This window comes from Halosegnis longus, assembly GCF_009663395.1.
GTDB lineage: Archaea > Halobacteriota > Halobacteria > Halobacteriales > Haloarculaceae > Halosegnis > Halosegnis longus.
The window spans coordinates 1,250,595-1,275,429 of the sequence record NZ_QKNW01000001.1 but is presented as its reverse complement, the minus strand read 5'-3'; the positions used below and the strand labels follow the sequence as shown (position 1 = coordinate 1,275,429).

Genomic DNA, 24,835 nt, shown 5'->3' with positions numbered 1-24,835 from the left:
AACGGGTTAGTTTGCCGGGTTACGGGGTCTGGCTGGTCGCAAGCGTCTGGGAGGTGTCACCGCTTGGCGGTTGCCAGATGACACGGACCTCGTCACCGCCGTAGGTGAAGGTCGCGGAGTTTCCGGAAGCCACATCGGTAACATCCGTAGCGGTGCCAGTATTCCATCCTTCATTGGTACCGGCAGCATTGACGAAGAGCGCATCTGCGTCAATCGTGTCACCGCCGTCATGGGTGACGGTTACTTCAGTGGCACCAGTGTCGTAGTCGAAACTGAATTGCGTTGTTGGCGCGCTCTGGACGTTGCTACCGAGTCCGAGCACGAACGTGCCGATGACGGCTGCCAGAATCACTGTGATGGCAACCATCAGGATCACGCCGATGACCGGCGAAACGGCCGAGTCATCGTCGAATAGGTTTTTGATGTTCATTGTTGTGTCCAGCGACGCCGCCGTCGGAGAGGGGCTGCCGCTTACATTATACAATGCAGTACTGAGATATAAATATAGGTGAGTATGTTCACATTTTGATAAGCGGAATCAAGAAATAACGGCCTGAGCGGCGTTTATGCTGTACACTATGTTGACACTACACGTGGGAGCGTCGAATAAAAAAGAATCGAGAGACGGGGCAGGTCGCCGCGTTACGGGACCTGGCTCGTCGTCAGCGTCTGGGAGGTGTCACTGTCTTCCGGTGCCCAGATGACGCGGACATCGTCACCAGAAGAGGGAGTGCCACTGACAGCGCCGTAGTTGCTTGCACTCGGGCTACCAGGTGCACCGCCGGTGTAGACGACGAAGGATTTGCCACTCGTAATGGAACTCTCAGAGCCGTATCCGTTGGTACCATCAAAGTCAGCGGTCCCAACGGACCCGACGCTCACACTTAGTGCACTCGCCGGAATGGTGTCACCACCGTCGTGCGTGACGGTGATTTGTCCATTACTGGTCGTTGCATCCTCGTAGTCGACGGAGAACTGCGTTGTTGGCGCGCTCTCGACGTTACTGCCGAGTCCGAGCACGAACGTTCCGATGACGGCCGCAAGAATAACCGTAATAGCGACCATCAGAATGACGCCTATAACTGGCGACACAGCCGAATCGTCGTCAAATAGGTTCTTGATATTCATTGGTATCACCAGCGACGCCACCTCACTGGCGGGGGGGTTCTACAAACGGCCGACGGCTACGGCAACTGCCACCGCCGTCACGGGTGGGTCGCATACCGCGGAGTACACAGGAATCGTATATAAAAAGCAGTGTGTCAGCGACCCTGAAAGCCGACGAGACGGGCCGAGACACTGGTACGCGGGCGCACGTCGAATTGACGGTCGGACGACCCCCTCACCGGTTCGGTTTTCGAAACGCTGCATATCCTGTCGGAGTCGGTCGCGAAAACCGGATGGGCCCTGTCGGATTGTGAACCACGGGCAGACGTGCTCACTCCGCTGCGCGCGACTGCCCCGTTTCAAATCGACAGACGACCAGTTCACTCGTCGCGTTCGCTCCCCGAGAAACTGCATGGGCCCTGTCGGATTTGAACCAACGACCGCTCCGTTATGAGCGGAGTGCTATACCAGACTAAGCTAAGGGCCCTTATCTGTCGTCGGCAGGCGTCGAACTTCAGCGTACCGAATGACCGAGAACGCCACCTCCAGGGCTCGAACCTGGGACAACCACGTTAACAGCGTGGTGCTCTACCAACTGAGCTAAGGCGGCTCACTCCCACGTAGCGCGATTTGCAAGATAGGGCTTTCGCTTCGGAACGGACACCGACACGGGTTTTACAGCCGCCGCCGAAGCCGGGATATGACAGACGCGTCGGTCGAGACGGTCGTCGAGCGCATCCACGACCGCGTGACCCCAACCGACGAGGAGCGCGAGCGGCTCCACGCCGTCGCCGACCGACTCCGCGAGCGTGCCCGCGACGCCATCGCCGACCTCGGTGTCGACGCCGACGTGCAGCTCGTCGGCTCCACCGCACGCGGGACGTGGCTCGCTGGCGACCGCGACATCGACCTCTTCGTCCGGTTTCCGCCGGACCTCCCGCGGGCCGACCTCGAACGCTACGGCCTGCAGGTGGGCCACGCCGTCGTCCCCGACGGTCACGAGGAGTTCGCCGAACACCCCTACGTCAAGGGGGAGGTCGAGGGCTTTGCCGTCGACTGCGTCCCCTGTTTCGCCGTCGAGTCCGCCGGCGACATCCAGTCGGCCGTCGACCGGACGCCGTTCCACACGGAGTATCTGGAGGCCCGATTGGACGACGACCTCCGGGGCGACGCCCGCGTCACGAAGGCGTTCCTGAAGGGAATCGGCGCGTACGGCTCTGACCTCCGGACCCGCGGCTTCGCGGGGTATCTCGCGGAGCTACTCGTCTTGGAACACGGCGGCTTCGTCCCGCTCGTGCACGCGGCGGCAGACTGGGACCCACCCGTCGGCTTCGACCCCGAGTCCCACGCGACCAGCGATTTCGAGGACGGGCTCGTCGTCATCGACCCGACGGACCCCGACCGCAACGTCGCCGCCTCGCTCTCGGCGGAGAATCTCGCCCGGCTCATCCACTACAGCCGCGACCTGCTCGGCGAGCCGCGAGAGTCGCTGTTCGAGCCGCGCAGCGTCGACCCGATGTCAGCCGACGCGGTCGGGGCGGCCGTCGAGGAGCGCGGTACCCACCCCGTCGCCGTCCGGTTCGACGCCCCCGACATCGTGGACGACCAGCTCTACCCGCAGTTGGAGAAGTCGCTGTCGGGACTGGAGTCGGAACTCGGCCGCCGGGGGTTCGACCCGCTGCGGTCGACCTGCGTCGCCGACGAGACGGCGGCGCTGCTCGTCGAGTGTCAGATTGCGCGGCTGCCGGCAATCGAACGCCACGAGGGGCCGCCGGTCGGGGTGCGCGACCACGCCGAAGGGTTCTACGACGCCTACGCCGACGGCCCGGAGACCGGCCCGTATCTCGACGGCGACCGGTACGTCGTCGAGCGCGAGCGCGACTACCGGACGCCCGAGGCGTTCGCCGAGGACGCGCTGTTTTCCGTCGCGCTCGGGCCGGCTATCGAGCGTTCGCTGGACGACGGCTACACCGTCCTGGCTGGAGAGGAAATCGCCACGCTCGCCGCGGAGTTCGGCCCGGAGCTTCGGGCGTACTTCTATCCGTCCGTCTGGGGGTAGTATCTTATTACCGTCGGTGACAACACAGTGGTGTATGGCTACGCCGGTCGAACAGTTCCGCGACCTCTTGGACGTGGAGCCGCCGGAGCGGACGGTGCTGGTTCGCGACTCGGACGAGCCGGCACCGCTGATGCGGCTGTTGGAGGGAGCGTTCGCGGGGCAGCCGGTCGACATCGAGACGGACACCACCGTCGACGGCGAACCGCAGGTGCTCGTCGTGGAGGCGGGTGATATCGTCGCCCGCTCCTCGCTCGACGCGCTGATGGACGCGTTCCTGCTCGTCAACAGCGACAGCTACCGGACGGGGATGGCGGGTATCGACACCCAACAGGCCCCGGACGTGCTGACGGCGCTCGCCGACACGAAGTTCCGGATGCGCGGCTTTCCCGCCTCGAACAAGGAGAAGCTGCTGCTCATCGTGCTCTCGCGATACATCGAACAGACGGCACTCGATGACGACGCCGGCACCCTCCGAACGTCCTTCCAGCGGCTCTCGCGGCTCAACGACGAGCGCGGCACCCGCGCGGTGTACGAACGGCTCGCAGACAGCAACGTCGACACCCACGTCTACGGGATGCCGACGGACGGGACGCTGCCGAACCTGACCGTTCACGACGGCCGGACCCCGGCCTACCGCGATTCGTGGTTCGTCATCCACACCGGCACCGACAGCCCGGCCGCTCTCCTCTGTCTCCAGACGAATGAAAACGAGTGGGACGGGCTGTGGACGTTTGACCGAGAGCGGGTCGACGCCATCGAGTCCGTCGCCGCGACGCTCTAGAGGTCGTGAACGTCCCGCACGTCGTCGATTGTCGAGCGACCGCGCGCGGCGACCTCCTCCTCGTTTGCCGCCGGCGTGTAGCCGTCGAAGACACTGTTCACCTTCCGAATCGACTCGGAAAGCGCCTCTAACCCGTAGCCGCCTTCGAGGACGAACGCCAGTCCCGCGCCACACCGGTCCGCGAGGTCGACCATCCGGTCGGTGAGTAGTCCGTACCCCTCGGTCGAGACGCGCTGGCGGGAAATCGGGTCTTTCCGGTGGGCGTCAAAGCCCGCGGAGACGAACAGCAGGTCCGGGTCGTACTGCTCGAAGGCCGGCGCGATGGCCTCGTCGACCGCGGCGAGATACTCGGCGTCGCCACACCCACCGGGGAACGGGATATTCATCGTCGTCCCCTGTCCCTCTCCGGTTCCGGTCTCCCGGAGGTCACCGGTTCCGGGGAACAGTCCGCGCTCGTGGGTCGAGGCGTAGAACACCTCCGGGTCGTCCTCGAAGATGTGTTGGGTGCCGTTGCCGTGGTGGACGTCCCAGTCGAAGACGGCGACGCGGTCCACGTCGTCGCGGTCGAGCGCGCCCGCGGCCGCGACGGCGACGTTGTTGAACAGGCAAAACCCCATGGCGTCGTCGGCCTCGGCGTGGTGGCCGGGAGGGCGACCGATCGCGAAGGGCGTCTCGCGGCCGCCGTCGCCGTCGAGGGCGGCGTCGCCGGCCCACAGCGAGAGACCGGCAGCGGCGCGGGCCGCCTCCCAGCTCGCCTCGACGGCGACGGTGTCCGCGTCCCAGGTGCCGCCGCCGTCGGCACAGAACTGTTCGAGTTCGTCGACGTACGCCGACTCGTGGACGGCGAGAATCTCTTCTGGCGAGGCGAGGCGTCCCTCCTCGTAGGCGACGCCGTGCTCCTTCGAGAGGCCGCGCTTGATGGCCCGGAGTCGGTCCGCGCTCTCGGGGTGGCGGGAGCCGGTGTCGTGGCGGAGACACACCTCGCGGTAGCCGAATCTCATTCGTAGTACGGCTGGAGTTCGAAGTACGCGGCCACGTCGGCCTCCTTGACGGTCCGGCGTGCGGCGTGGCGAGTAAGTATCGCGGCCGCCGCCGCGACGGTGTCGGCGAACGACTCCAGTTCGGCCGCGAGCGCGATGCGGGCGTCCTTCGAGACGCGATACCGGTCGTCGATATCGAGTCGGGCGATGCGGTCGACGGGGGCGATGGGGAGTTCGAGTTCGGGGTCCGGCGACGCCTCGAACGCGAAGTCCTCGACCATCAGGGTCTTGCGTCCGTCGGCGGTGGCGTGCTCGGCGGCAGTCGTCGCCAGCGCCGCGCCGCGGTCCTGAATACGGGCGGCAAGTTCCGCTGCCGCCTCGGCGCTCACGCGAAGCTCTCCCGCGTTCCGACGGATGATAGTATCTACCGGGGCGAACGGTAGCTCGACGCTCATACTATCCAAGAGTGAGCGAGAGTGTCTTAAAATCCCGCTTTTTGGGGTTACTCCCCTGCTTCGATGCGGTTGGCATCGCGCTGTTGGGCGCGCTCGATGAACTCGTCGGGGAGCTCGTCGATTTCGCCCGCCTGGACGCCCCACAGGTGCGCGTACAGCCCGTCCTCGGCGATGAGGTCGTCGTGGGTTCCGCGCTCGACGATTTTGCCGTCCTCGAGCACGATGATCTTGTCCGCGTCCTTGATGGTCGAGAGCCGGTGGGCGATGGAGAAGGTCGTCCGGTCGGCCGTCAGCCGGTCGAGCGACCGCTGAATCAGCATCTCCGTCTCCGTGTCCACGTCGGAGGTCGCCTCGTCGAGGATGAGAATCTCGGGGTCTTTCAGAATCGCGCGGGCGATGGAGATGCGCTGGCGCTGGCCGCCCGACAGCTTCACGCCCCGCTCGCCGACCTCGGTGTCGTACCCCTCCGGCAGGTTCGTGATGAACTCGTGGGCCTCCGCTGCCTTCGCCGCCTCGACGACGGACTCTCGGTCGGAGTCGAAGGTGCCGTAGGAGATGTTCTCCTCGACCGTCCCGTAGAACATGAACGTGTCCTGGCTGACGTAGCCCACCTGCCGGCGCAGGCTCGGAATCGTCACGTCACGCAGGTCCTGTCCGTCGATGGTAATCGAGCCTTCGTCCACGTCGTACATGCGGAGCAGAAGCTTGAGCACCGTCGACTTTCCCGCACCGGTGGGACCGACGAGCGCGAGCGTGTCGCCGCCGTCGACCTCGAAGCTCACGTCCTCGACAATCGTCTCGGTGTCGTCGTATCCGAAGCGCACGTCGTCGTAGACGACCTCGCCGTCGGAGACGGTCAGTTCGTCCGCGTCGGGGTCCTCGACGATACGCGACGGCTCGTCCATCAGCCCGAAGATGCGCGCAGAGGAGGCGTACGCGCGCTGGTACATGTTGATAATCTGTCCGAACTGGGCCATCGGCCAGATGAACCGCTGTGACAGCAGGATGAAGGTGACGAACTCACCGGCCTGGAGGTCGCTCGTGAACGGGCCGACGCCGTCGCCGAGCACCATCAGCCCGCCGATGAAGAAGGTGAGCACGAAGCCGACGCCCGCGAGCATCCGCAGTCCGGGGAAGAACTTGATTCGCGTGCTGATGGCGTCCCAGTTGGCGTCGAAGTAGCCCTGTGACACGTCGTCGACGCGGTCGGACTCGAACGTCTCCGTGTTGGAGGTCTTGATGACCTGAATCCCGCCGAGGTTGTTCTCCAGCCGGGAGTTCACCTTCCCGACCGACGAGCGCACGTCGGCGTACTTCGGCTGGATGGTCTTGATGAAGTAGTAGGTGAACACGCCGATGAGCGGCACGATGACGAGGGTAATCATCGCGAGCTGCCAGTTGACCGCGAGCAGGATGATGGCGATACCGATGACCATCACGCCCAGCCGGAACGCGGAGTTCATCCCGTCGTTCAAGAATCGCTCCAGCCGGTTCACGTCGTTCGAGAGGATGGACATCATCTCGCCGGTCTGCTTGTCGGCGAAGAAGTCCATGTTGAGCCGCTGCATCTTGTCGTAGGTGTCCGTCCGAATCTGGTGTTGGATATGCTGCGAGAAGGCGTTCCACCCCCAGTTGCGCGAGTAGTGGAACGCCGCGCCGCCGAAGAACGCAAACGCGATGATACCGACGGTGAAGTAGAGTTGGCCCTGTTCGGTCGCCGGAATCCACGCGTCGGGGACGAGAAACAGCGAGTACTCCTGGTCTGCTGCGCCTTGCGCCTCGAAGATGGCGTCGACGGCCACGCCCAGCAGAATCGGCGGCAGGAGGTCGAGCGCCCGGGCGACGATGCTGGAGAACACGCCGACCACGAACGCGACCTTCTTTTCTGCACCGTACTGCAAGAAGAGCCGCCGCATCGGATTCTCGGCCTTCTCCCGTTGCTCCTCGAACGGGTCGTCGTCGTCTTCGACAGCAGAAACTCCCATTGTACGTTCGTGGCTACTCGCGCGCAAAAGCGTTCGCCAAAACCAGATTCGGTAAGGAAGCTGACAGAGAGACGTTACCACTCACCGATGTCGACGCTGTCGCCTTCCTCCACGTCGTGGCGCGTCGTCCACTCGTAGTTCACTTCGAGGACGTACTGGCCGTAGCCGGGGTACTCGTACTGCTCGCCGTCCTCGCCCTCGGGGGGTTCGGGCGCGTGGTGGATTGTCGTGATTCGCCCGTCGCTGTCGATGTAGATGATGTCGATACCGAAGTCCATCCCGCGCATGACGTAGGTGCGGTCAGCGGGGGCGTCGTACGGGAACAACATACCCCGGTCTTCGGGGAGTGATGCTGTTTTTGATAGCCCGGTGATCTTTTCATCGCGTGTCTCCGCGACTGCGACCCTGACCGACCCGAGCGTCTCGTTCGTCTCGCTGTCGCGGACGGTGACGGACGTGCGCGCGTACCCGTCCGCGTACGGGGTGCTCGTCGCCGTCGGGTCGTCCGCCGGCGTGGCGGTCGGGCCGGCGACGGGCTGGTAGCCGCCGGTCGTCAGGAGCGGGGTGAACAGCCCGGCGGCGTAGCCGACGACGGCCAGCGCGAGGAGGAGACCGAGCGCGGGGAGAATCTGTCGGCGGTTCATATCCGGAGGTGGGAACGAGGGAGGCTAAGCGTTCCGCCGCCGGTGAACGCAAGGCCTATTCGCGCGGGTCGATTGCCGTCAGATAGCGGGTTCGTGGTCTAGTGGTATGACGCCTCCCTTACAAGGAGGAGATCGGTGGTTCAATTCCGCCCGGACCCATACGATTCTGCGAGGAACGGACGTGACGAGCGAATCGTTTGCCGGACGGAATTGAATCCTACACGACGAGCGAAGCGAGCACGTCTTCTCGTGGTTCACATTCCGCCCAGACCCCGTTGTCTTCGACAACACCACTCTCGTTACTTGGCCCAAGACACAACACCGCACTATTTGCTCTGGTTTCAACAGCGACAGCACCACGCTCGTTGCTTGGCTCCGGATACAGCACCGCAACCGCGCCAACCCTCCCCCGGACCGCACACGCGCTGGCGCGCGGTGCGGTAGGCCACCGCCTCGGCTGCCCGGTCGACCGGCTTGCCCACAGCGATTCTATCTCGGATAGAAACGCTTTTTCACGCCCGTCGTGTCGTTCGAGTTGAGCCGCCTTAGCTCAGACTGGGAGAGCACTCGACTGAAGATCGAGCTGTCCCCCGTTCAAATCGGGGAGGCGGCATATTCTACGACTCCGAGCAACAGCGAGGAGTCGCAGAAACGACGCCGAGCCGATTTGAGCCTGCAAGTCACAGCCCGCACAGCGAAGCGAGCAGGACTGTCTTGCTCTGTTCAAATCGGGGAGGCGGCATACTTTTGCAGTGAGTTACGCTCGGGATTTCTGACGGTGCTGGCGAGCACCATGAGCCCGTGAGAGAGCAATACTCATGGGTCAGAGCTGCGACCACAGCGTATGCAACTCACGCGCGCGAAACGCCCGCTCCGGTACGTCATGGGACTCGTCTACGTCGTCGCAGGTATCGCACACTTTCTCGCGCCGAAATCGTTCGCTCGGGCGGTACCGCCACAGCTTTCGCGCCCGGTCGGACTCGTGTATCTATCGGGCGTCGCCGAACTCGTGCTCGGCGTCGGCGTGTTATTCGACCGAACGCGGCGACCGTCGGCGTGGGGCATCATCGCGCTGTTGGCCGCGGTCTTCCCGGCGAACGTCCATCTCGCGCGCAGCGACGCGCTCAACGAGTTCGTACCCGAGGGGTACGCCGGCGTCGCGCGGGTGGCCGCGTGGCTCCGACTCCCGTTTCAGCCCGCGCTGATGGCGTGGGCGTGGTGGTACACGCGGGAGTGAGCCGAGGGCTACTGTCCGGAAGAAACGGCCCTGCACGCTTTTTTCTGAAGCCATCGTCGCAGGGAGACACGATGACACCAGCCGACAGCGACGAGGGGTCCACCTCGCGGCGGCGACTGCTCCAGGCGGGCGGGATAGCCGCGCTCGCACTCGGAGCGGCGGGACTCGGCGGGTCGCCGGGGTCGATTCCCGGCGGGTCGAACACGAGCGAAGCCGAGACGGCGACGCCGACACCCGTGCCGGCCGACCAGCGCGCCATCGAGTACGGCGAGACGGTACAGGGGACCGTCGACGCCGGCGACGAGCGCGACCCCGAGCACGACGGACTCGCAGAACCGGTCTCAGTCGCCGGGAGTGCAGGCGACCGAATCGCAGTCGAGGCCGCGAGTCAGGCGTTCGACGCGCGACTCGTCGTCACCGGCCCCGACGGGAAACTCGTCGGCCAGAGCGCGACCGACGAGCGCGCACGGCTGGAACTCCGACTGCCGACCGACGGCGAGTACACCATCTGGGTCGGGTCACGGGACGGCTCCGCGACGGGCGAGTACACGCTGAGTCTCCGGCAGACCGGCGAGCGCGTCGAGGGCGAGGCGATTGGCTACGGAACGCGCACCACGGGCACGGTGACCGGTCAACACACCGACCCGGTGTTCGGGAACGTCGCGACGCCCCGCGACTTCGACGGGAGCGAGGGCGACGAGATTCTCGCGCTCGTCGTCTCGGACGACCTCAACCCGTTCCTCCTGCTCGTCGGTCCCGACGGGAGCACCGTCGACGTGACCGAGAACGACGACACGAACACCACCCGCATCGAGACCGTGCTCCCGGCGGACGGCGAGTACCGGCTCTGGGTCGGCACGCACGACTCGGCGCGGCTCGGCGACTACGAACTCACGCTGGAACAGACCGGGAGCTACGCGGGCGGCGAGAACCTCCACACCATCGCGTACGGACAGACCCGCGAGGGTGAAATCGACCGGAGCGACCGCCGCGACCCCGTCCGGTACGGCGTCGCCGAGCCGGTCACCTTCGAGGGGAACCGAAACGACTGGATACGGCTCGACCTCACCTCGGAGGCCGTCGACACATATCTCGTGCTCGTCGACGAGCAGGGGACGGCGGTCGCGACCGACGACGACTCCGGCGCGGGGACGAACAGCCGCATCGAGACGGTGTTGCCCGACGACGGCGTCTACACGGCGTGGGCGGGAACGTACAGCGGCGACGACACCGGCGCGTACGAGCTCTCGCTCGCGAAACACGGCGCGGTACCGGGCTCGACGCGCGACCTCCGGTCAATCGAGCCGGGGACGTGGGCGGTCGGCTACGTCGACGCAGACGACCCGTCGGACCCGGTTCGTGACGGGTTGGCCGAGCCGGTCACACTCACCGGGAAGGCGGACGATGGGGTTCGTGTGGTGATGGGGACAGACGTGTTCGATTCGTTCCTCGTGCTCGTCGGTCCCGACGGTTCCGTCGTGGGGAGCGACGACAGCCCCGCCGCCGAGGCGAGTGAACTCACGGCGACGCTCCCGAGCGACGGCGCGTACACCGTCTGGGCGGGCAGCTACACCGGGAGCGCGACGGGCGTCTACACGCTCGCCGTCGAAGAACGGTAGCTCACGACTCGCCGAGCGTCGCGGCGAGAATTCCGGCGGTCTGTCCGACGGCGACGAGGACAATTCCACCACTGGTGACTGCTTCCCACGCGAATCCAGCAAGCACGGCGATGTCGGCGGCGGCGAGAAAGGCGACCGTCCCAGCGCCGGCGAGGAACCCACCGAGCGTATGCGCACGCGCGTAGGGCACGTCGAACCGACCGGTGAAGACCAGTCCCATCGCGGGCAGGAGCATCCAGCCGGCGACGGCGAACCGCGCGACCTGTGGCTGTGCCGTCGTGACGGCGTACAGCCCCGCTGCGGTCAGGAAGAAGCCACCGACGACGACGGCGAGCCACGCCCGGAGCACGCGAGAGTGGGCCATCTCGCGAGCCGACAGGACGGCAAACACCGCGAGCAGCGTCGCCATCACGCCGAGCCCGATGGCGACGGTTCGGGTCGAAATCCACCCGCGGGCGGCAGCAAGGGTGAACAGCCACGCGAGCGGGACGAGACCGGCGGGGGCGGTAGCGCGGAGCCGACGGAGCATGCGCCATACTCCGAGAGGGAGGGTCAAGAGAATACCTCACACGGTTTGGGGCGTGAATCCGCAGCCTTATCTGTGGGAAGACAGAGACTGGTGTATGGCACAAGGTAAGGTTGATTTCTTCAACGACACCGGCGGCTACGGCTTTATCGACACCGAGGACGCAGACGAGGACGTGTTCTTCCACATGGAGGACGTCGGCGGTCCGGACCTCGAAGAGGGACAGGAAGTGGAGTTCGACATCGAGCAGGCCGAGAAGGGCCCGCGCGCGACGAACGTCACCCGACTGTAAACTGACGACTTTCTTCGTTTTTTCACGCCGACCAGCCGCGGCTCACGCCAACGGGTCGGTCCCGCGATAGTAGTGACACAGTTCCAACCCCGTCGCGTCCGTCGCTGGCTCCGCCGGAAGCGTCCGGAGCGGGTCGTCCCCGGGGCGGGCGGTGTACCCGAGCGCGAGCGCATCCAACACCGCCTCGATACGAACAGGGTGGCCGGCGACGGCCTCCGCGGCCGACTGCACCGTCGGCGGCGCGTCGTGGTCGAACTCCGCGAGCGCGCGCATCCGCTCGGCGTAGCCGCCGGCGTGGCGACGGTCGTACTCCAGCGGCTCGCCGGCGAACGCGCGAAAGCAGAGTTCGGGATGTGACTCGCCGAACACCGCACGCGTCTCGGGGACCTCCTGCAGTAGTTCATCGACCGCGGCAATCGGTTCACTGGCGGCGAAGGCCGCCTCCGAGAGCGACTGGCCGGTTTTCCGCTCCATTACCCTCGTCGCGGCCGGATACCGTCGCTTGCGCGTCGCCTCCCGAACGGGCGGGGTCCGGACCTCGTCGGCCTGTGGACCGACGACGCGTCTGGTGAGTTCATCCGGCTCCCGGGTCGGGTCCCCCTCCTCGATGAGTCCGATCGGCACGTCGACGAGGATGCGCTCTGCCGTCTCTTCGAGGTCACCCCACAGTTGTCCAATCTCGGCGTACACCGTCGTGGACTCGTAGCCGTCGGCGAAGGCGACCGCCACCCAGCCCTCGCGCGTCCAGTGTGCCCCGACGAACCGTGTCATACCCCTACTCGCGCCCCGGCGGACAAAAAATCGAGTCGGACGTGCGTCTGACTACCCGAGCCGCGCCATCTCGTCGGCCGAGAGGTCGATGTCGCCGGCCGCGACGTTGGCTTCGAGGTGGTCGACGCTCGACGTGCCCGGGATCGGGAGCATCACGTCAGACCGGTGGAGCGTCCACGCCAGCGCCACCTGATACCGGGAGGCGTCGTGTGCGTCGGCGATCTCGTCGATACCCTCCACCTCGTCGAGGTCGCCCGCCGCGAGCGGGAACCACGGGATGAAGCCAACGTCGTACTCCTCGCAGGCGTCGAGGACGCGCTCGTCCTCGTCGGGCTGGTGCGCGACGTTGTACTGGTTTTGCACCGTCGCGATGTCGACGATGTCGCGGGCCGTCTCCAGCTGCTCGACGGTCACGTTCGAGAGGCCGACGTGGTCGATGAAGCCGTCGTCTTTCAGCTCCGCGAACGTCTCGACGGACGCCTCGAAGTCGGTGTCCGGGTCGGGCCGGTGGAACTGATACAGGTCGATGGTGTCGACGCCGAGTCGGTCGCGGGAGACGAGCACCTGATTCCGGATGTAGTCGGGGTCGCCGTGGGGTATCCAGTCGCCGCCCGACTCGCGCAGGAGTCCGGCTTTCGTCGCGACGACGGCATCCTCGGGCGCGCCCGCCTCCCGGAGGATGCGCTCGCTCGTCCCCGGCCCGTAGGAGTCTGCGGTGTCGATGAAGTCGACGCCGAGTTCGAGTGCGCGCTCGACGACCGCGCGGGCGTTCGCCTCGTCGTCCGGCCGGCCGATGATGTCCGCACCGCAGAGCCGCATCGCACCGAAGCCGAGTCTGTTCACCGTCAGGTCGCCGCCAATATCGAAGGTGTCCACGCGTGAAACTCACCCGCGAGCGGCAAAGGTGACTCGCCCGGCGAAGCTAACACACCAGCTGCGTCACGTAGATGTGGCCGTTCGCCCGCACCAGCCCGATACCCTGTCGGGTGGCGCCGGAATCGAGCAGCGTCTCGCGGTGTGGCGGCGAGTCGAGCCACTCCTGGACCGTGCGCTCTGCGTAGGTCCCCTCGGTGACGAGCAGTCCCCCCTGCTCGGTGTAGTAGATGTTCTCTGCCGCGTAGCAGTCGACGCCGAAGCGGTCGAGCCGGTCGGCCGGCGTCGAGCCGTTCGGCGCGACGTGGCCCACGTACTCCTGTCGGGCCATATCCGCGCTGTGTGCCCGTGCGACCCGTGCAAGCGAGGCGTTTCCGGCCAGCGGCCCCAGCCCGCGCTCGCTTCGCACCTCGTTCGTCTCGGCGACGATGCGCGATTCGGCTTGTGATTCATCGAACGCGAGCGGGCCGGTCGTCGCAGCCAGGAGTGCGGTTCCGACGAGCGCGACGGCGACGACGGCGAGGACGCTGACCGCCACCCGTCGCGGGTTCGAGAGGTCGGCTCCCCTCGCTCCCGCCCCGGTCGACTCGCCGGACCCGGCTCCGACGCGGCCGGCGTCGGGGTCCGTGTACCACCGGTCGCTGTCGCTCTCGACGCCGGGACAGTCGTGGGCGGCGGGGTCGCGGTGGGTTGCACACACCGGCGCGCCACAGTGGACGCAGGCGTCGCTCACCGAGACGGAATCGCCGCAGACGACGCACTCGCTCACGGGTCGAACAGGCCCGCAACGTCGTCCTCGCGGGCCTGTCTGCGGGTGACGTGCTGGTCGAGTCGGTGGACGATGACGCCCCGCCGTTCCCCGTGGAGGAAATCGAGCACGAGCGTGACGAAGGGGCTGCTCGGCTCGTCGGGGAGGTCGGCGAGGGCGAACTCGGCTCCCGCGTCGAGCAGGTCGGCGTCGTAGCCGGTCGCCCCGGCGACGAGGGGCGCAGCCACCGCCACGGCGGGATACTGGAGGTCGCGCACGTCGAGTCGCTCGCCCGCATACGAGAGGTCCGGCGGGCGCGTGCCGTCGACGCGGTCGTAGTCGTCGCGACAGGCGGTGAGCCAGGCGCGGACGGGCGCGAGGTCGATTTCACCCTCGTGGCCGTCGAGGTATTCGAGCGCGCTGTCGGCGAGTCCCTGTGCCCCCTCGCGGTTGCCGGTCGTGACGTGGTGGGCGGCGGCGGCAAACTGGATGAGCCCCTGCAGATACGCGCGCCGGTCGCCGGTCGCCTCGCGGTAGGGCGGTTCCCACGCGTCGTGGGCGGCGTGGTAGTGGCCGGCGTTGAACACGGCGACCCCGGCGCGGAGTCGGTCGGCGAGCGGAACGTCCATATCGACCCGTCGGGCCGGAGGCTGAAAACGTCGGTCGTCGCTAGCTCGCGAGCGCGAGCCGACGCTCGACGGTCTGCCGGCAGTCGCGCAGTCGGGCGGCGATGTCGGTCGTCGCGGCGAGGACGGGGTAATCGACACCGAGCGGGGCGTACAGATACTCCTGGAGGTTCGGGTAGGCGTCAGGGAGACCGAGGTCGACGCGGCAGGCACGAACCGCCCGCTGGCGCTCGCCGGCGAGGTCGTCACAGTCGGCTTCGAGGGTGAGACACCGGGTACGGAGCGCGTCGAGCGTGCCGTAGTCCGCACAGTCGCGCGCCTCGTCGGCGATATCGAGACACTCCTCGGCGATGGCGAGACAGCGCTCTCGGTGATTCGCGAGTGCAACGGCCTCCCCGTCGAGGGCGTCGACGAACCGGTCGCGGTCGGCGTGAGCGTCGCGGGCCGCGGCGTGGACGGCCTGTTTCGTCCGGGCGTCGAAGCCGGAATCGAGGGCGGCAGCCACGTCGGGACCGAACTCGATGGCGAGACTCTCCCGGTAGCTGTCGCCGTAGTCGCTGTCGTAGTGGGGGACCGACATCACGGTCGACCGGTAGTGGTCGCGGACGGCACGCGCGCCGGCCGACGCACCCCCGTCGACGAGGAGCGCGCGCGACCCGGTGTCTGCGGTCGGCGTCTCGGCTTCGACGCCGGCCAGCAGGTGGGCGAAGCGGTCGAACGCCTCGCGCTCGTCGGCGACCCGACGGCGCTCCTCCCGGAGGGTCTCGCGGGCGTCGTCCAGCGACTCGATGGCGGTCTGTGCCATACGTGCGTCTCGACAGTCGCCTCACAAGAGTCGTGATATGTGGCCACTGTTCGGATAGCGGTCGCTACTGTGACAAATAGACGCACACCGAAACGGAGTCCAGCGGCTCGGCGTGTAACAGTACGTCCGGTCAGCGATTTGAACGCTGGTCCCTGGCTCCGCAAGCCAAGAGGATAGTCCACTACCCTAACCGGACTTACCTATCAATTCGCGGTTTCGGCTAAAGGGCTTGCGATTCCCCGACCGGAGGTTGATACGGGAGGCCGCGCCACACCCCGCGTGACCGTCAACCAACGACAATCCTTAATCGCGACCCTCACATGGAATCTGTAACTATGAGCGACATCGAGGAGGTCTACGAGGACCTCGATGCCGAGGACGTTTCCCTCGAAGAGTTCGAGGAGGCGGTGGAGGCGAAGGTCGAGCAGATGGGCGGGCTCGCCGACGAGGAGACCGCGGCCATGCTGCTCGCACACGAACTCACCGAGGGGGAAGTCGAGGGCATCGCCGACATCGAACCCGGCATGGAGGAGGTGAAGTTCTTAGCAAAGGTGTTGTCCGTCGGCGACATCCGCACCTTCGAGCGCGACGAGGGCGAGGACGGACAGGTGTGTAACATCGAGGTGGCAGACGAGACGGGCCGCGTCCGCGTCGCGCTGTGGGACGAGGACGCCACCGCCGCGGAGGAGAAACTCGAAGCCGGCCAGGTGCTCCGCATCAGCGGCCGCCCGAAGGAAGGGTACAACGGCCTCGAGGTCAGCGCCAACCGCGTCGAGGGGGACGCCGAGGCCACTATCGACGTGGACGTGGGCGACGATTCGGCCATCGAGGCGCTCACCATCGGCCAGTCGGACGTGAACCTGCTCGGGCGCGTCCTCTCGACCGACACCGTCCGCACCTTCGACCGCGACGACGGCAGCGAGGGCCGCGTGTCGAATCTCACCCTCGGCGACGAGACGGGCCGCGTCCGCGTCACCCTCTGGGACGACCAAGCCGCCCGCGCCGAGGAGCTCGAACCCGGCACGACCGTCGAGGTCATCGACGGCTACGTCCGGGAGCGGGACGGCTCGCTCGAACTCCACGTCGGGGACCGCGGCGCGGTCGAGGAGACCGACGACGACGTGCAGTACGTCCCCGAGACGACCGACATCGCCGACGTGGAGATGGACGAGACCGTCGATATCGCCGGCGTCGTTCGCTCCGCGGACCCGAAACGCACCTTCGACCGCGACGACGGCAGCGAGGGACAGGTCCGGAACATCCGCGTGCAGGACGGGACGGGCGACATCCGGGTCGCACTCTGGGGCGAGAAGGCCGACCTCGATATCGCGCCCGGCGACGAGGTCTCCTGTACCGACGTGGAGATTCAGGACGGCTGGCAGGACGACCTCGAAGCCTCCGCCGGCTGGCAGTCGACCGTCTCGCTGCTCGAAGACGGGGCGACCGCCGCGTCGGGAGCCGTCGAGAAAGAGGAACAGGAAGCGAGCGAGACCGGTCTCGGCGCGTTCGCCGGCGATTCCGACGAAGCGTCCGACTCCGAGCCGTCGGCGGGCGACGAATCGACCACGGAGGACGCGACCGGAGACGACGGCTCGGCCGCGGCGGCCGGCGACACCGTCGAGTTCACCGGCACGGTCGTCCAGACGGGCGACCCCGTGATGCTCGACAACGGCGAGGAGGCCCGGACGGTCGTGACGAGCGAGGAGGTCCGGCTGGGACAGGAGGTGACCGTCCGCGGGAGCGACGAGGACGGGACGATTCACGCCGACGAACTCTTCTGAGGAATCGTCGGCTTCTTGCTCGCAGTGGTCGGGAATACGGTATGAAGCTGAGCGAGCAGTCGTGGACGGACGCGCGGGACAGCGACGCCGACGTGGCCCTCCTTCCGGTCGGGAGCACCGAACAGCACGGTCCCCACGCACCGCTGGGCGTTGACCACCTCTCGGCTGAAGCCATCGCGGAGGCGGGCGCGGACGCCTACGACGGCGAGGCGGTCGTCGGGCCGACGATACCGGTCGGCGTCGCGGAGGAACACCGCGCCTTCGACGGAACGATGTGGGTGACGGAAGACAGCTTTCGGGCCTACGTCGGCGACAGCGTCCGGTCGCTGGCCGACAGCTTCGACCGCGTGGTCGTCGTCAACGGCCACGGCGGCAACACCGACGCGCTGCGTGAACTCTGCGGTCGCGTCACCCGCGACGGAGACGGCTACGCGGTCCCGTTCACGTGGTTCGACGTGGTCGCGCCGGACGTGCCGCTCGGTCACGGCGGCGGCGTCGAAACCTCTCTCATGCTGCATCTGTACCCCGAACTCGTGCGCGAGGAGCGGTTCGACGAGGCGGCCGAGGGGATGGGTGAGAACTTCGGCGTCTTCGTCGACGGGACGAACATCGCCTACGACTTCGAGGCGTTCACCGAGTCGGGCAACATCGGGGACCCGAACGACGCGAGCGCGGCGCTGGGCGAAGAGCTACTGGACGAGTCGGCGGCGGCGCTGGCGAACGTGATGGCCGCCGTCGTCGCGCGCTGATTACTCGCTGTCGTCGTCGACGGCGTCGTCGAGTGCGCCGCGAAGCCCCGGCAGGGTCGAGGCGAGGTCCGACGCTTCCTCGTGGGCGGTCTCGATGTCGCCGAGGAGGGCTTCCAGCTCCTCGATTTCGGCTTCGAGGTCGTCGCCGTCCTCGAAGGCGTCGGCGCGCTGGCCGATGACGAACTGCTTTTTCGCCTCGCGCAGATGCTCAGTCGCGTCGCCGGTGTCGAGGGCGCCTTTCAGCGCGTTCAGCACCCCGAGCGTGTTGTCGGCGTCCACGTCCCACACGTCGTCGGGGTCGGGGAGCGCGCGCCACGCCTCGGCGAGGGCGTCCTCCACCTCGGCGCGCATCTCCGTGGCCGCCTCACCGAACAGCTCGTCGTCGTCGAAGCTCGTCTGGCTCATACGCCACAGTTGTCACGCGTTACCATATAAACGCGCCCGAAAGTGAAAGTGGAACTCACCGCGGCGCGGCGATGTTGGTCGCCTCGCGGGTCGCTTCCAGCAGGTCGACGCCGGCGAGGTCCGAAAGCACCAACAGCGCGTAGTAGCGCATCCCGACGACGACCGGCACCCGGAGAGCCGCCGAGACGACGGCGAGCGAGAGGAGACCCAGCAGGACGACCGGCACGACGACCACCAGTCCGAGCGGGCCGAGGAGACCGAGCGCGGCGATGCTCACGATCGCGACCGGGACGACGACCACGAGTCCGACGATGCCGGCGACGGTCCCGACCATCGCCAGCGCCGCCCCCGACAGAAACGTCGCCAGCAGAACGAAGCCGACCGTCTCGAACGGATGGTCGGTGAGGTCGCTCCAGAGGTGTCGCCAGCAGGCGAGCACACCCCGGTCGGTCGCGTACATCGTCGGGACGACGAACATCGTCGTCAGGGTATGAACCGTCCCGGCGACGATAGCCACGACGAGCAGCGTCGCGACGATGCCGAGCACGCCGAGGACGGTGACCGCACCCGGCCGAACGTCGAGCGAGAAGTCGAACATGGCGGCGACCGGGAGCAGAACGGTCGCGGCGGCGAGCACGAAGAGGACGAGTCGGAACCCGAACAGCCGGGCGGCCTGGCCGGCGTACCGGCGCACGTTCGCCCGTATCGCCACCTCTCGGGTCGCCAGTCCGTCCACGAGCGCGAACTCGAAACAGCAGGCCAGATAGCCGACGACAAGCCCAATCAGGAGGAGTATTCCGACGACCGCGGCGACGAGCACGAGCACGTCGACGTCGGGGAGTTGGTCGGGGACGTTGGTGTAGCCGGGGACGTTTCCGGCGGTCGCGCTTGCACCCCCGCCGACGGAGCTGCCGCCGCCGACGAGCAGGGCAAGCACCGTCAGCCGGAGCCAGCGGCCGGAATCGAACGGGAGCAGCAGCGACCGCGCCGCCGCGACCGCGTCGTCCAGCCGGTCGAAAATACTGAGTGACATATCGGCCACTCAACGTGAAACGGCTTAGTCGTTGTTTGACACGTCGACCACCCGCATCCGGGGGTAGCCGTCCTCCATCTCCATCGCCGTCGCCACGTCGATTCCCTCGTACCGTATCTGCATCTGTACGTCCATCAGGGAGCCGGTGAGTTCGGTGTAGTCTTCGACGTGGTCGATGGCCTCGCGTACGCGTGACTCGTAGATGGTGACGGTGACCGACTCACAGAACGGTTGGTTCTCGATTGCCTCCTCCATCGCGCGTTCGAGCGACTCGGTGGAGTCGGGTGCGACGGGCGTGCCCGCGAACTGGTGGTACAGCGTGCCGAACTTGATGCCGGCTTCGAAGCAGGCGGTCTCGGCGTCGGTGGCGTCCATACCCGACACACGGGCGCGGGCGTCTTGGTCGTCCCGGCTCAGGGCGAAAACTCACTCGCGCGCTCGCGGGCGAACTGCTCGCTGCCCGACAGCTGTTCCCGGCGGGCGTGGCGCAGTACCTCCGTGTACTCGCGAATCTGGCCGTGAGCGGCGTCCCGCGTTGCGACCGTCGCCGCCATCTCCCGCACCGTCGCGTCCACCTCGTCGGGGTCGACGACGCGGTTCGCGAAGCCGAGCCGTCGGGCCTCGTCGGCCGACAGCGCCGCGTCCTCGCCGAGCAACATCAGTTCGGTCGCCTTCGGAAGCCCGACGGCGGCAGCGAGATTCACCGTCTCGTGGTACGCGCGCAGGCCGAGTCGGACCTCGGGCCACCAGAGCCGCGTCCCCTCGCCGAGCACGCGGATGTCGGTGTGGGCGATGAGCACCGCACCGGCCCCAGGCGCGGCTCCGGTCGCCCCGACGATGACGGGAACGGGAGCCGACGCCAGCCAGCGCCGGACGGCGTCGAGTCGGTCGAGCAGCGCGTGGACGGCGTCCTCGTCTTCACCCGTCACGACATCCAAATCGAGTCCGGCACAGAACACGTCGCCGGCGGCCGTCAGGACGAGCGCGGCGACCGACTCGTCGTCCTCGACGGCGAGCAGGTGTGTCATGATATCCTCGCCGAGCCCGGGCGAGAAGACGTTCTTCCGGTCGGGGTTGTCGAGTCGAAGCTCCGCGACGCCGTCCTCGACCGTGAGCGTCGCGAGTCCGTTCGGGCCGTCGGTGGTGGACATACCCGTGGATTCGACGGCGCGCCGATAAGGGTATCCTCCCCGGGCGAGCGGTCGAACCGGACGTTTCTTGTCTCGGTCACTCCACCTTCGGGTATGAACGACCCCGTCCTGTTGACCGGCGCGGGTGGGCGCGTCGGCGGGGCAATCCTCGACGGTATCGGCGACGAGTACGACTGGACGCTGTTGTACCACAGCCAGCCGGCCGAGGAGCCGGACGCGGAGTACTTCGTCGGCGACGTGACCGACGCCGAGCTGATGGCCGAGGCCTGTGCCGGCGTCGACTCCGTCGTCCACCTCGCGGGCGACCCCCGCCGCGACGCCCCGTGGGAGTCGGTGCTCCAGAACAACATCCACGGGACGAAAGTCCTCTACGACGCGGCCATCGACGCCGGCGTCGAGAGGCTCGTTTACGCCTCCTCGAACCACGCCGTCGGCCACTTCGAGACCGAGCGCAAGCCCGACCTCTACCGGACGGACGACGACTTCAAACTCGACGGGACTGAGCTTCCCCGTCCCGGGAACTTCTACGGCGTCTCGAAGGTCGCCGGCGAGACCCTCGGGCGCTACTACCACGACGAACACGGCGTGGCGGTCTGTAACATCCGCATCGGCAATCTGACGAAGGCGCATCCACCCATCGACTACGAGCGCGGGCAGGCGATGTGGCTGTCTCACCGCGACTGTGCCCACCTCCACCAGCGTGCACTGGAGGCAGAATACGAGTACGAGATCGTGTACGGGATTTCGGACAACGACCGGAAGTACTACTCGCTGGAGCGCGCCAAGGAGGCGTTGGGCTACGAGCCGAAGGACAACTCGGCGCACTTCAGCGGCGAGGACCGGGTCGAAGAGCCCGAGAACTGAACTGGCTGTTCTGGCGGAGTTGCGCGTGGGGTTGTCGGGAGGGGTGGTGCTTCGCTCGGCTTCAACAGCACCGACACCGCCCTGATTGCGTAGCCCCGGAGACAGCACCGCGACAGCACCACGAGCCTCCCCAGGGTGCGGTCGCGGGGCTGTTTCCCCGAAGCCAAGCAACGAGCGTGGTCGCGGTGGTGTCGAACGCAGAGCAGACAACGGAACACCAATCAAAAACAGCTCCTCCGGTCAAACGTCCAAAACAAACAGAAACAGAGCCAGCCTATCGATCTTCGAGCAACTCCGAGGCGGTGACGAGCGCCTCCATCTCAACGTCGTGCTCGGCCAGGTTCTCGCGGCCGCCTTCCTCCCTATCGACGACCACGAGCACGCGATTCACGACCGCGCCGGCATCCCGCAGGGCCTCGACTGCATCGACGGCGGATTGGCCGGTCGTCGCGATATCTTCGAGGACGACGACCTCCTCACCGTCCTCGAAGCGGCCTTCGATTTGGTTCCCGGTGCCGTACTCCTTGGCCTTCTTGCGGACGATGACGTACGGGGTGTCGGTCTCGACGCTGGTGGCGGCGACGAGCGGGACCGCACCGAGCGCGACGCCGGCGAGGCGCGTCCCGTCGAGTCGCTCGGCGAACGCCTCCGCGATGAGCCGCAGACAGTGAGGGTCCGTCTCGAAGAGGTACTTGTCGACGTAGTACTCCGAGGTGCCGCCGTGTGAGAGTTCGAACTCGCCGTACTGGACGGCGTCGGCGGCTCGCAGCGCCGCGATGAGGTCGTCGGTCATACCCGAGTATGCGAGCACCGGGAGAAAAGCGCGCCGGCTTCAGCCCGCGTCGACGTAGCGTTCGGCCAACAGCAGGCCGACCGTGTCGTTGAGCGCGTGGGCGGCCATCACGACCGGAAGCGACCCCGTGGCGAGATAGACGGCGGTGAGGATGATAGTCGGCTGGGCCATCCGGGCGGCAGCGGCCGGACTCCACACCTCGCCGACGTGGCCCGCGAGGAAGGCGACGCCACCGACGACCGCGCCGAGAATCGGGAAGCCGGTCAGTTCGCCGATGCGCTCGATTGGGTAGCCGCGGAACGGGGGTTCCTCCGTCACGCCCGCCGTCACCGAGACGAACACCTTCTCACCCACCGAAAGGCCGGCGAACTCGGCGATTCCGGTCTCCATCGCGCGCTCGCCGGGGAGTCGGGCCCACAGCGGTTCGAACACGACGTTCGCGGCGAGCAGCGCGACCGTCGTTCCGAGCGCCCACCAGACCGACTCGACGGGCGTGCCGGCGAGTCGCCAGCCGATGCTCGCGAGCGTGCGCTGTTCGACGCCGAGGACCCACGCGACGAGCGCGAGCAGAACGACCCACTTGCCGAGGTGTGTGGCGCGGTCGCTCTCGGCACCGACCGCGTCAAGCAGTCGGCTCATCCCCTCGAAGCCGAGAAAACAAAGACAGAGTCCGCCGAGCACGAGGAGGAGAGTCACACGCGCCGACAGCGACGGACGCTCGAAAAGTGTACCGGCGGCCTCAGACCGCGTCGGTGCCGGTCTTCCCCGTGCGAATCTGGTGGGCACCCTCGACGGGAAGGATGAACACCTTGCCGTCGCCCTTCTCGCCGGTGTGGGCCGCATCGGAGATAGCCGCCGCCACCTCGTCGGCGGGAGTATCGGCGACGACACACTCCACCTTCACCTTCTGGTGGAGGTCGACCGTGTACTCCTCGCCGCGCCACTGGCCCGTCTTCGCCGGCTGCGAGCCGCGGCCCGACACGTTCGTGACGGTAATCGAGGGCGCGCCGACCTCGGCGAGCCCCTGCTTCACGTCGCTCAGCTTGTCCGGGCGGATGAACCCCATGACGAGCTTGATACCGCCGTCGTTCGGATTGCCGCCGTCGGGGCGGACGACGCCGTTCGACTCGACCCAGCCGCCGTCGGCGACCGTCTCGGGCTTGCCGAACTCGGGGTAGGTGTCGACGCCGTGTTCGGAGATGTCGAGCCCTTCGAGTTCGTGCTCGCGGGAGACGCGAATCTCACCCAGCAGCTTGAACACGCCGAAGACGCCCGCCGTGGCGAGGACGGTCCAGCCGCCGATGACGAGTACGCCGGTCACCTGTGCGACGGGGTCGACAGTCGCTGAGGAAACAGTCATCCCGGGGACGGCGACGAGCAGCGTGCCGAGCACGCCCGCGCTCCCGTGAACCGGGAAGACCGCACACACGTCGTCGATTTTGAGCCGCTTCTCGACGAACGAGAAGACGATCGGAAGCTGTGCGCCGGCCAGCCCGCCGATGAGGAGCGCGGCCGGCCAGACGATGATGTCCGTGTTCGAGGTGATGCCGACCAGCCCGGCGAGCATCCCGTTGGCGACGTACAGCGTGTCGACCTTACCGGTGCGGTACAGCGCGACCAGTCCGGCACCCATCGCGCCGGCGGCCATCCCGAGCGTGGTGGTGAGCGCGACGCGGCCGACACCGGCGAAGGCACCCAGCGCGGCACCGTCACCGGCGAGCGGGGTCGCTGCCGTGCCGACGTTGAAGCCGTACCAGCCGAAGGCGAGAATCAGCGTGCCGAGCACGGCGAAGCTGACCGAGTGGCCCGGAATCACGTTCACGGAGCCGTCGGTGTTGTAGCGGTCGAGCCGCGGCCCGACGATGTACGCCGCGGTCAGCCCGGCGAGTCCGCCCATCCCGTGGACGATCATCCCGCCGGCGAAGTCGGTGAAGCCGAGCTGGTAGAGGAACCCTTCACCCCACGTGAAGCCGAGGACGACGGGGTAGATGACGGCCGCGAGGGTGATGGTGTAGGTGACGTACGCGCGGAGCTTCATGCGGCCGGCGACGGCCCCCGAGACGATTGTCGCCGCGGTCATCGCGAACACCGCACCGAAGAGCCAGTTCACCCAGCCGCTCCCGTCGGCGACGGCGTTGGAGGCGTCGAACACCGAAAACAGGGTGAACGAGGGACCGCCGGTGAGACCGGCGACGACCTCCGAGACCGTGACGCCGAGGATGAAGAAGACGGTGACACCGACACTCCACGTGAGCATGTTCTTCGTGAGCTGGTTCGCGACGTTCTTCGAGCGGACCTGCCCCGCTTCGAGCATCGCAAAGCCGGCGTGCATGAAGAAGATGAGGAAGGTGACGGTGAGCACCCAGACGGCGTTGACGGCGTTCACCACCGCACCGGGGTCGAGCGACGCCTGGGCCAGCGCAGTCATACCCATCCCCCGAACGGTTCGTGATTGTCCGAATTTCGACTCGATTCTGCAACGATTGTCCCGTGCATCTCGTCCGGCCGTGATGGAAGAGAGCTACATAAGCGTGTGGTAGACAACCGCACG

At 66.9% G+C, this 24,835-nt stretch carries 27 protein-coding genes and 5 tRNA genes; 10 read left to right on the top strand and 22 right to left on the bottom strand.

Annotated elements, in window-relative coordinates:
• Nucleotides 1-19: 19 nt before the first annotated feature.
• The 4 genes from DM818_RS06975 to DM818_RS06960 all read right to left on the bottom strand — a co-directional run bounded on the left by DM818_RS06975 (nucleotide 20) and on the right by DM818_RS06960 (nucleotide 1,717).
• A complete protein-coding gene (locus DM818_RS06975) occupies nucleotides 20-430 on the bottom strand; it encodes a type IV pilin (protein WP_075937447.1) in 411 nt (136 codons plus the stop codon).
• Nucleotides 431-642: 212 nt separating this feature from the next.
• Complete coding sequence (locus tag DM818_RS06970; protein ID WP_075938429.1) at nucleotides 643-1,128, bottom strand: type IV pilin; 486 nt, start codon at nucleotides 1,126-1,128, stop codon at nucleotides 643-645.
• 392 nt (nucleotides 1,129-1,520) lie between these two features.
• Nucleotides 1,521-1,594, bottom strand: a tRNA-Ile gene (locus tag DM818_RS06965).
• Between the two features lie 50 nt (nucleotides 1,595-1,644).
• Nucleotides 1,645-1,717 (bottom strand) — tRNA-Asn (locus DM818_RS06960).
• A 90-nt stretch (nucleotides 1,718-1,807) separates the two neighbouring features.
• Here DM818_RS06960 and cca point away from each other — a divergent pair.
• Together cca and DM818_RS06950 are read left to right on the top strand one after the other, a co-directional pair.
• A complete protein-coding gene (gene cca / locus DM818_RS06955) occupies nucleotides 1,808-3,166 on the top strand; it encodes a CCA tRNA nucleotidyltransferase (RefSeq protein WP_153952478.1) in 1,359 nt (452 codons plus the stop codon).
• A 34-nt stretch (nucleotides 3,167-3,200) separates the two neighbouring features.
• Nucleotides 3,201-3,947, top strand: coding sequence for a DICT sensory domain-containing protein (locus DM818_RS06950; protein ID WP_153952477.1), 747 nt, complete (start codon nucleotides 3,201-3,203; stop codon nucleotides 3,945-3,947).
• Here DM818_RS06950 and DM818_RS06945 read toward each other — a convergent pair.
• The 4 genes from DM818_RS06945 to DM818_RS06930 form a co-directional block, all read right to left on the bottom strand.
• The gene (locus DM818_RS06945) at nucleotides 3,944-4,948 is read right to left on the bottom strand and encodes a histone deacetylase family protein (protein ID WP_075937450.1); all 1,005 of its coding nucleotides are present in this window, start codon (nucleotides 4,946-4,948) and stop codon (nucleotides 3,944-3,946) included. The genes DM818_RS06950 and DM818_RS06945 overlap by 4 nt on opposite strands.
• Nucleotides 4,945-5,382, bottom strand: coding sequence for a histone family protein (locus DM818_RS06940; protein WP_075937451.1), 438 nt, complete (start codon nucleotides 5,380-5,382; stop codon nucleotides 4,945-4,947). The genes DM818_RS06945 and DM818_RS06940 overlap by 4 nt, the downstream gene beginning before the upstream one ends.
• A 47-nt stretch (nucleotides 5,383-5,429) precedes the next feature.
• Entirely contained in the window at nucleotides 5,430-7,367 is a 1,938-nt protein-coding gene (locus tag DM818_RS06935; RefSeq protein ID WP_153952476.1) for an ABC transporter ATP-binding protein, read from the bottom strand.
• A 74-nt stretch (nucleotides 7,368-7,441) separates the two neighbouring features.
• A complete protein-coding gene (locus DM818_RS06930; RefSeq protein ID WP_153952475.1) occupies nucleotides 7,442-8,011 on the bottom strand; it encodes a DUF192 domain-containing protein in 570 nt (189 codons plus the stop codon).
• 87 nt (nucleotides 8,012-8,098) lie between these two features.
• Here DM818_RS06930 and DM818_RS06925 point away from each other — a divergent pair.
• The 4 genes from DM818_RS06925 to DM818_RS06910 all read left to right on the top strand — a co-directional run bounded on the left by DM818_RS06925 (nucleotide 8,099) and on the right by DM818_RS06910 (nucleotide 10,867).
• Nucleotides 8,099-8,170, top strand: a tRNA-Val gene (locus tag DM818_RS06925).
• Between the two features lie 380 nt (nucleotides 8,171-8,550).
• Nucleotides 8,551-8,624 (top strand) — tRNA-Phe (locus DM818_RS06920).
• Between the two features lie 231 nt (nucleotides 8,625-8,855).
• A complete protein-coding gene (locus DM818_RS06915) occupies nucleotides 8,856-9,248 on the top strand; it encodes a DoxX family protein (RefSeq protein ID WP_123124559.1) in 393 nt (130 codons plus the stop codon).
• Nucleotides 9,249-9,319: 71 nt separating this feature from the next.
• Complete coding sequence (locus DM818_RS06910; RefSeq protein WP_123124560.1) at nucleotides 9,320-10,867, top strand: hypothetical protein; 1,548 nt, start codon at nucleotides 9,320-9,322, stop codon at nucleotides 10,865-10,867.
• A gap of 1 nt (nucleotide 10,868) precedes the next feature.
• Here the strand turns inward: DM818_RS06910 and DM818_RS06905 are convergent, their stop codons facing one another.
• Nucleotides 10,869-11,396 (bottom strand): hypothetical protein, encoded by a 528-nt coding sequence (locus tag DM818_RS06905; RefSeq protein ID WP_075937456.1) that lies wholly within the window; start codon nucleotides 11,394-11,396, stop codon nucleotides 10,869-10,871.
• A gap of 94 nt (nucleotides 11,397-11,490) precedes the next feature.
• Here DM818_RS06905 and DM818_RS06900 point away from each other — a divergent pair, with 94 nt between their 5' ends.
• Nucleotides 11,491-11,685: a cold-shock protein gene (locus DM818_RS06900; protein WP_075937457.1), complete on the top strand. Its 195-nt coding sequence runs from the start codon at nucleotides 11,491-11,493 to the stop codon at nucleotides 11,683-11,685.
• A 42-nt stretch (nucleotides 11,686-11,727) separates the two neighbouring features.
• Here DM818_RS06900 and DM818_RS06895 read toward each other — a convergent pair whose 3' ends face one another.
• From DM818_RS06895 to DM818_RS06870, 6 genes are all read right to left on the bottom strand, one after another.
• A complete protein-coding gene (locus DM818_RS06895; RefSeq protein ID WP_075937458.1) occupies nucleotides 11,728-12,456 on the bottom strand; it encodes a DUF429 domain-containing protein in 729 nt (242 codons plus the stop codon).
• Nucleotides 12,457-12,507: 51 nt separating this feature from the next.
• Nucleotides 12,508-13,332, bottom strand: coding sequence for an aldo/keto reductase (locus DM818_RS06890; protein ID WP_075937459.1), 825 nt, complete (start codon nucleotides 13,330-13,332; stop codon nucleotides 12,508-12,510).
• Nucleotides 13,333-13,378: 46 nt separating this feature from the next.
• The gene (locus tag DM818_RS06885) at nucleotides 13,379-14,098 is read right to left on the bottom strand and encodes a CAP domain-containing protein (protein WP_159436338.1); all 720 of its coding nucleotides are present in this window, start codon (nucleotides 14,096-14,098) and stop codon (nucleotides 13,379-13,381) included.
• Nucleotides 14,095-14,706, bottom strand: a complete 612-nt coding sequence (locus DM818_RS06880) for a DUF309 domain-containing protein (protein WP_153952474.1) — start codon at nucleotides 14,704-14,706, stop codon at nucleotides 14,095-14,097. The genes DM818_RS06885 and DM818_RS06880 overlap by 4 nt, the downstream gene beginning before the upstream one ends.
• A gap of 40 nt (nucleotides 14,707-14,746) precedes the next feature.
• A complete protein-coding gene (locus tag DM818_RS06875; protein ID WP_153952473.1) occupies nucleotides 14,747-15,508 on the bottom strand; it encodes a DUF7260 family protein in 762 nt (253 codons plus the stop codon).
• A 123-nt stretch (nucleotides 15,509-15,631) separates the two neighbouring features.
• Nucleotides 15,632-15,704: transfer RNA gene (locus DM818_RS06870), tRNA-Arg, on the bottom strand.
• A 139-nt stretch (nucleotides 15,705-15,843) separates the two neighbouring features.
• Between DM818_RS06870 and DM818_RS06865 the strand changes: the two genes are divergently transcribed.
• Together DM818_RS06865 and DM818_RS06860 are read left to right on the top strand one after the other, a co-directional pair.
• Nucleotides 15,844-17,289 carry a single-stranded DNA binding protein gene (locus tag DM818_RS06865; RefSeq protein WP_153952472.1) on the top strand — a complete coding sequence of 482 codons (1,446 nt, stop codon included), beginning with the start codon at nucleotides 15,844-15,846 and terminating at the stop codon, nucleotides 17,287-17,289.
• Between the two features lie 41 nt (nucleotides 17,290-17,330).
• Nucleotides 17,331-18,038, top strand: coding sequence for a creatininase family protein (locus DM818_RS06860; RefSeq protein ID WP_153952471.1), 708 nt, complete (start codon nucleotides 17,331-17,333; stop codon nucleotides 18,036-18,038).
• On the opposite strand, the gene DM818_RS06855 is transcribed toward DM818_RS06860, so the two are convergent.
• From DM818_RS06855 to DM818_RS06840, 4 genes are read right to left on the bottom strand one after another with little or no spacing between them, the layout of a single operon-like run.
• Nucleotides 18,039-18,443: a DUF5790 family protein gene (locus DM818_RS06855; protein ID WP_075937464.1), complete on the bottom strand. Its 405-nt coding sequence runs from the start codon at nucleotides 18,441-18,443 to the stop codon at nucleotides 18,039-18,041.
• Nucleotides 18,444-18,498: 55 nt separating this feature from the next.
• On the bottom strand, nucleotides 18,499-19,476 hold the full coding sequence (locus DM818_RS06850; protein WP_153952470.1) for a DUF7544 domain-containing protein: 978 nt from the start codon (nucleotides 19,474-19,476) through the stop codon (nucleotides 18,499-18,501).
• Between the two features lie 24 nt (nucleotides 19,477-19,500).
• Nucleotides 19,501-19,851, bottom strand: a complete 351-nt coding sequence (locus DM818_RS06845) for a dihydroneopterin aldolase family protein (protein WP_075937466.1) — start codon at nucleotides 19,849-19,851, stop codon at nucleotides 19,501-19,503.
• 38 nt (nucleotides 19,852-19,889) lie between these two features.
• Nucleotides 19,890-20,627 (bottom strand): enoyl-CoA hydratase/isomerase family protein, encoded by a 738-nt coding sequence (locus tag DM818_RS06840; RefSeq protein WP_075937467.1) that lies wholly within the window; start codon nucleotides 20,625-20,627, stop codon nucleotides 19,890-19,892.
• A 93-nt stretch (nucleotides 20,628-20,720) separates the two neighbouring features.
• Here DM818_RS06840 and azf point away from each other — a divergent pair, with 93 nt between their 5' ends.
• Nucleotides 20,721-21,491, top strand: coding sequence for an NAD-dependent glucose-6-phosphate dehydrogenase Azf (gene azf, locus DM818_RS06835; protein ID WP_153952469.1), 771 nt, complete (start codon nucleotides 20,721-20,723; stop codon nucleotides 21,489-21,491).
• A gap of 274 nt (nucleotides 21,492-21,765) precedes the next feature.
• On the opposite strand, the gene pyrE is transcribed toward azf, so the two are convergent.
• Genes pyrE through DM818_RS06820 form a run of 3 tightly spaced genes read right to left on the bottom strand, consistent with a single transcriptional unit; the run spans nucleotide 21,766 to nucleotide 24,712 of the window.
• The gene (pyrE, locus tag DM818_RS06830; protein WP_075937469.1) at nucleotides 21,766-22,284 is read right to left on the bottom strand and encodes an orotate phosphoribosyltransferase; all 519 of its coding nucleotides are present in this window, start codon (nucleotides 22,282-22,284) and stop codon (nucleotides 21,766-21,768) included.
• A gap of 39 nt (nucleotides 22,285-22,323) precedes the next feature.
• Nucleotides 22,324-22,980, bottom strand: coding sequence for a CPBP family intramembrane glutamic endopeptidase (locus tag DM818_RS06825; protein ID WP_153952468.1), 657 nt, complete (start codon nucleotides 22,978-22,980; stop codon nucleotides 22,324-22,326).
• Between the two features lie 43 nt (nucleotides 22,981-23,023).
• Entirely contained in the window at nucleotides 23,024-24,712 is a 1,689-nt protein-coding gene (locus tag DM818_RS06820; RefSeq protein WP_075937470.1) for an ammonium transporter, read from the bottom strand.
• Between the last annotated feature and the right edge of the window lie 123 nt (nucleotides 24,713-24,835).

What these genes read in the sequence shown, in the direction of transcription:
- pyrE (WP_075937469.1), bottom strand. Translation starts at nt 22,284, where the DNA reads ATGACCGACGACCTCATCGCGGCGCTGCGAGCCGCCGACGCCGTCCAG.
- DM818_RS06840 (WP_075937467.1), bottom strand. Translation starts at nt 20,627, where the DNA reads ATGTCCACCACCGACGGCCCGAACGGACTCGCGACGCTCACGGTCGAG.
- DM818_RS06855 (WP_075937464.1), bottom strand. Translation starts at nt 18,443, where the DNA reads ATGAGCCAGACGAGCTTCGACGACGACGAGCTGTTCGGTGAGGCGGCC.
- DM818_RS06905 (WP_075937456.1), bottom strand. Translation starts at nt 11,396, where the DNA reads ATGCTCCGTCGGCTCCGCGCTACCGCCCCCGCCGGTCTCGTCCCGCTC.
- DM818_RS06950 (WP_153952477.1), top strand. Translation starts at nt 3,201, where the DNA reads ATGGCTACGCCGGTCGAACAGTTCCGCGACCTCTTGGACGTGGAGCCG.
- DM818_RS06970 (WP_075938429.1), bottom strand. Translation starts at nt 1,128, where the DNA reads ATGAATATCAAGAACCTATTTGACGACGATTCGGCTGTGTCGCCAGTT.
- azf (WP_153952469.1), top strand. Translation starts at nt 20,721, where the DNA reads ATGAACGACCCCGTCCTGTTGACCGGCGCGGGTGGGCGCGTCGGCGGG.
- DM818_RS06820 (WP_075937470.1), bottom strand. Translation starts at nt 24,712, where the DNA reads ATGACTGCGCTGGCCCAGGCGTCGCTCGACCCCGGTGCGGTGGTGAAC.
- DM818_RS06975 (WP_075937447.1), bottom strand. Translation starts at nt 430, where the DNA reads ATGAACATCAAAAACCTATTCGACGATGACTCGGCCGTTTCGCCGGTC.
- DM818_RS06850 (WP_153952470.1), bottom strand. Translation starts at nt 19,476, where the DNA reads ATGTCACTCAGTATTTTCGACCGGCTGGACGACGCGGTCGCGGCGGCG.
- cca (WP_153952478.1), top strand. Translation starts at nt 1,808, where the DNA reads ATGACAGACGCGTCGGTCGAGACGGTCGTCGAGCGCATCCACGACCGC.
- DM818_RS06910 (WP_123124560.1), top strand. Translation starts at nt 9,320, where the DNA reads ATGACACCAGCCGACAGCGACGAGGGGTCCACCTCGCGGCGGCGACTG.
- DM818_RS06935 (WP_153952476.1), bottom strand. Translation starts at nt 7,367, where the DNA reads ATGGGAGTTTCTGCTGTCGAAGACGACGACGACCCGTTCGAGGAGCAA.
- DM818_RS06915 (WP_123124559.1), top strand. Translation starts at nt 8,856, where the DNA reads ATGCAACTCACGCGCGCGAAACGCCCGCTCCGGTACGTCATGGGACTC.
- DM818_RS06930 (WP_153952475.1), bottom strand. Translation starts at nt 8,011, where the DNA reads ATGAACCGCCGACAGATTCTCCCCGCGCTCGGTCTCCTCCTCGCGCTG.
- DM818_RS06860 (WP_153952471.1), top strand. Translation starts at nt 17,331, where the DNA reads ATGAAGCTGAGCGAGCAGTCGTGGACGGACGCGCGGGACAGCGACGCC.
- DM818_RS06900 (WP_075937457.1), top strand. Translation starts at nt 11,491, where the DNA reads ATGGCACAAGGTAAGGTTGATTTCTTCAACGACACCGGCGGCTACGGC.
- DM818_RS06895 (WP_075937458.1), bottom strand. Translation starts at nt 12,456, where the DNA reads ATGACACGGTTCGTCGGGGCACACTGGACGCGCGAGGGCTGGGTGGCG.
- DM818_RS06875 (WP_153952473.1), bottom strand. Translation starts at nt 15,508, where the DNA reads ATGGCACAGACCGCCATCGAGTCGCTGGACGACGCCCGCGAGACCCTC.
- DM818_RS06865 (WP_153952472.1), top strand. Translation starts at nt 15,844, where the DNA reads ATGAGCGACATCGAGGAGGTCTACGAGGACCTCGATGCCGAGGACGTT.
- DM818_RS06945 (WP_075937450.1), bottom strand. Translation starts at nt 4,948, where the DNA reads ATGAGATTCGGCTACCGCGAGGTGTGTCTCCGCCACGACACCGGCTCC.
- DM818_RS06880 (WP_153952474.1), bottom strand. Translation starts at nt 14,706, where the DNA reads ATGGACGTTCCGCTCGCCGACCGACTCCGCGCCGGGGTCGCCGTGTTC.
- DM818_RS06845 (WP_075937466.1), bottom strand. Translation starts at nt 19,851, where the DNA reads ATGGACGCCACCGACGCCGAGACCGCCTGCTTCGAAGCCGGCATCAAG.
- DM818_RS06940 (WP_075937451.1), bottom strand. Translation starts at nt 5,382, where the DNA reads ATGAGCGTCGAGCTACCGTTCGCCCCGGTAGATACTATCATCCGTCGG.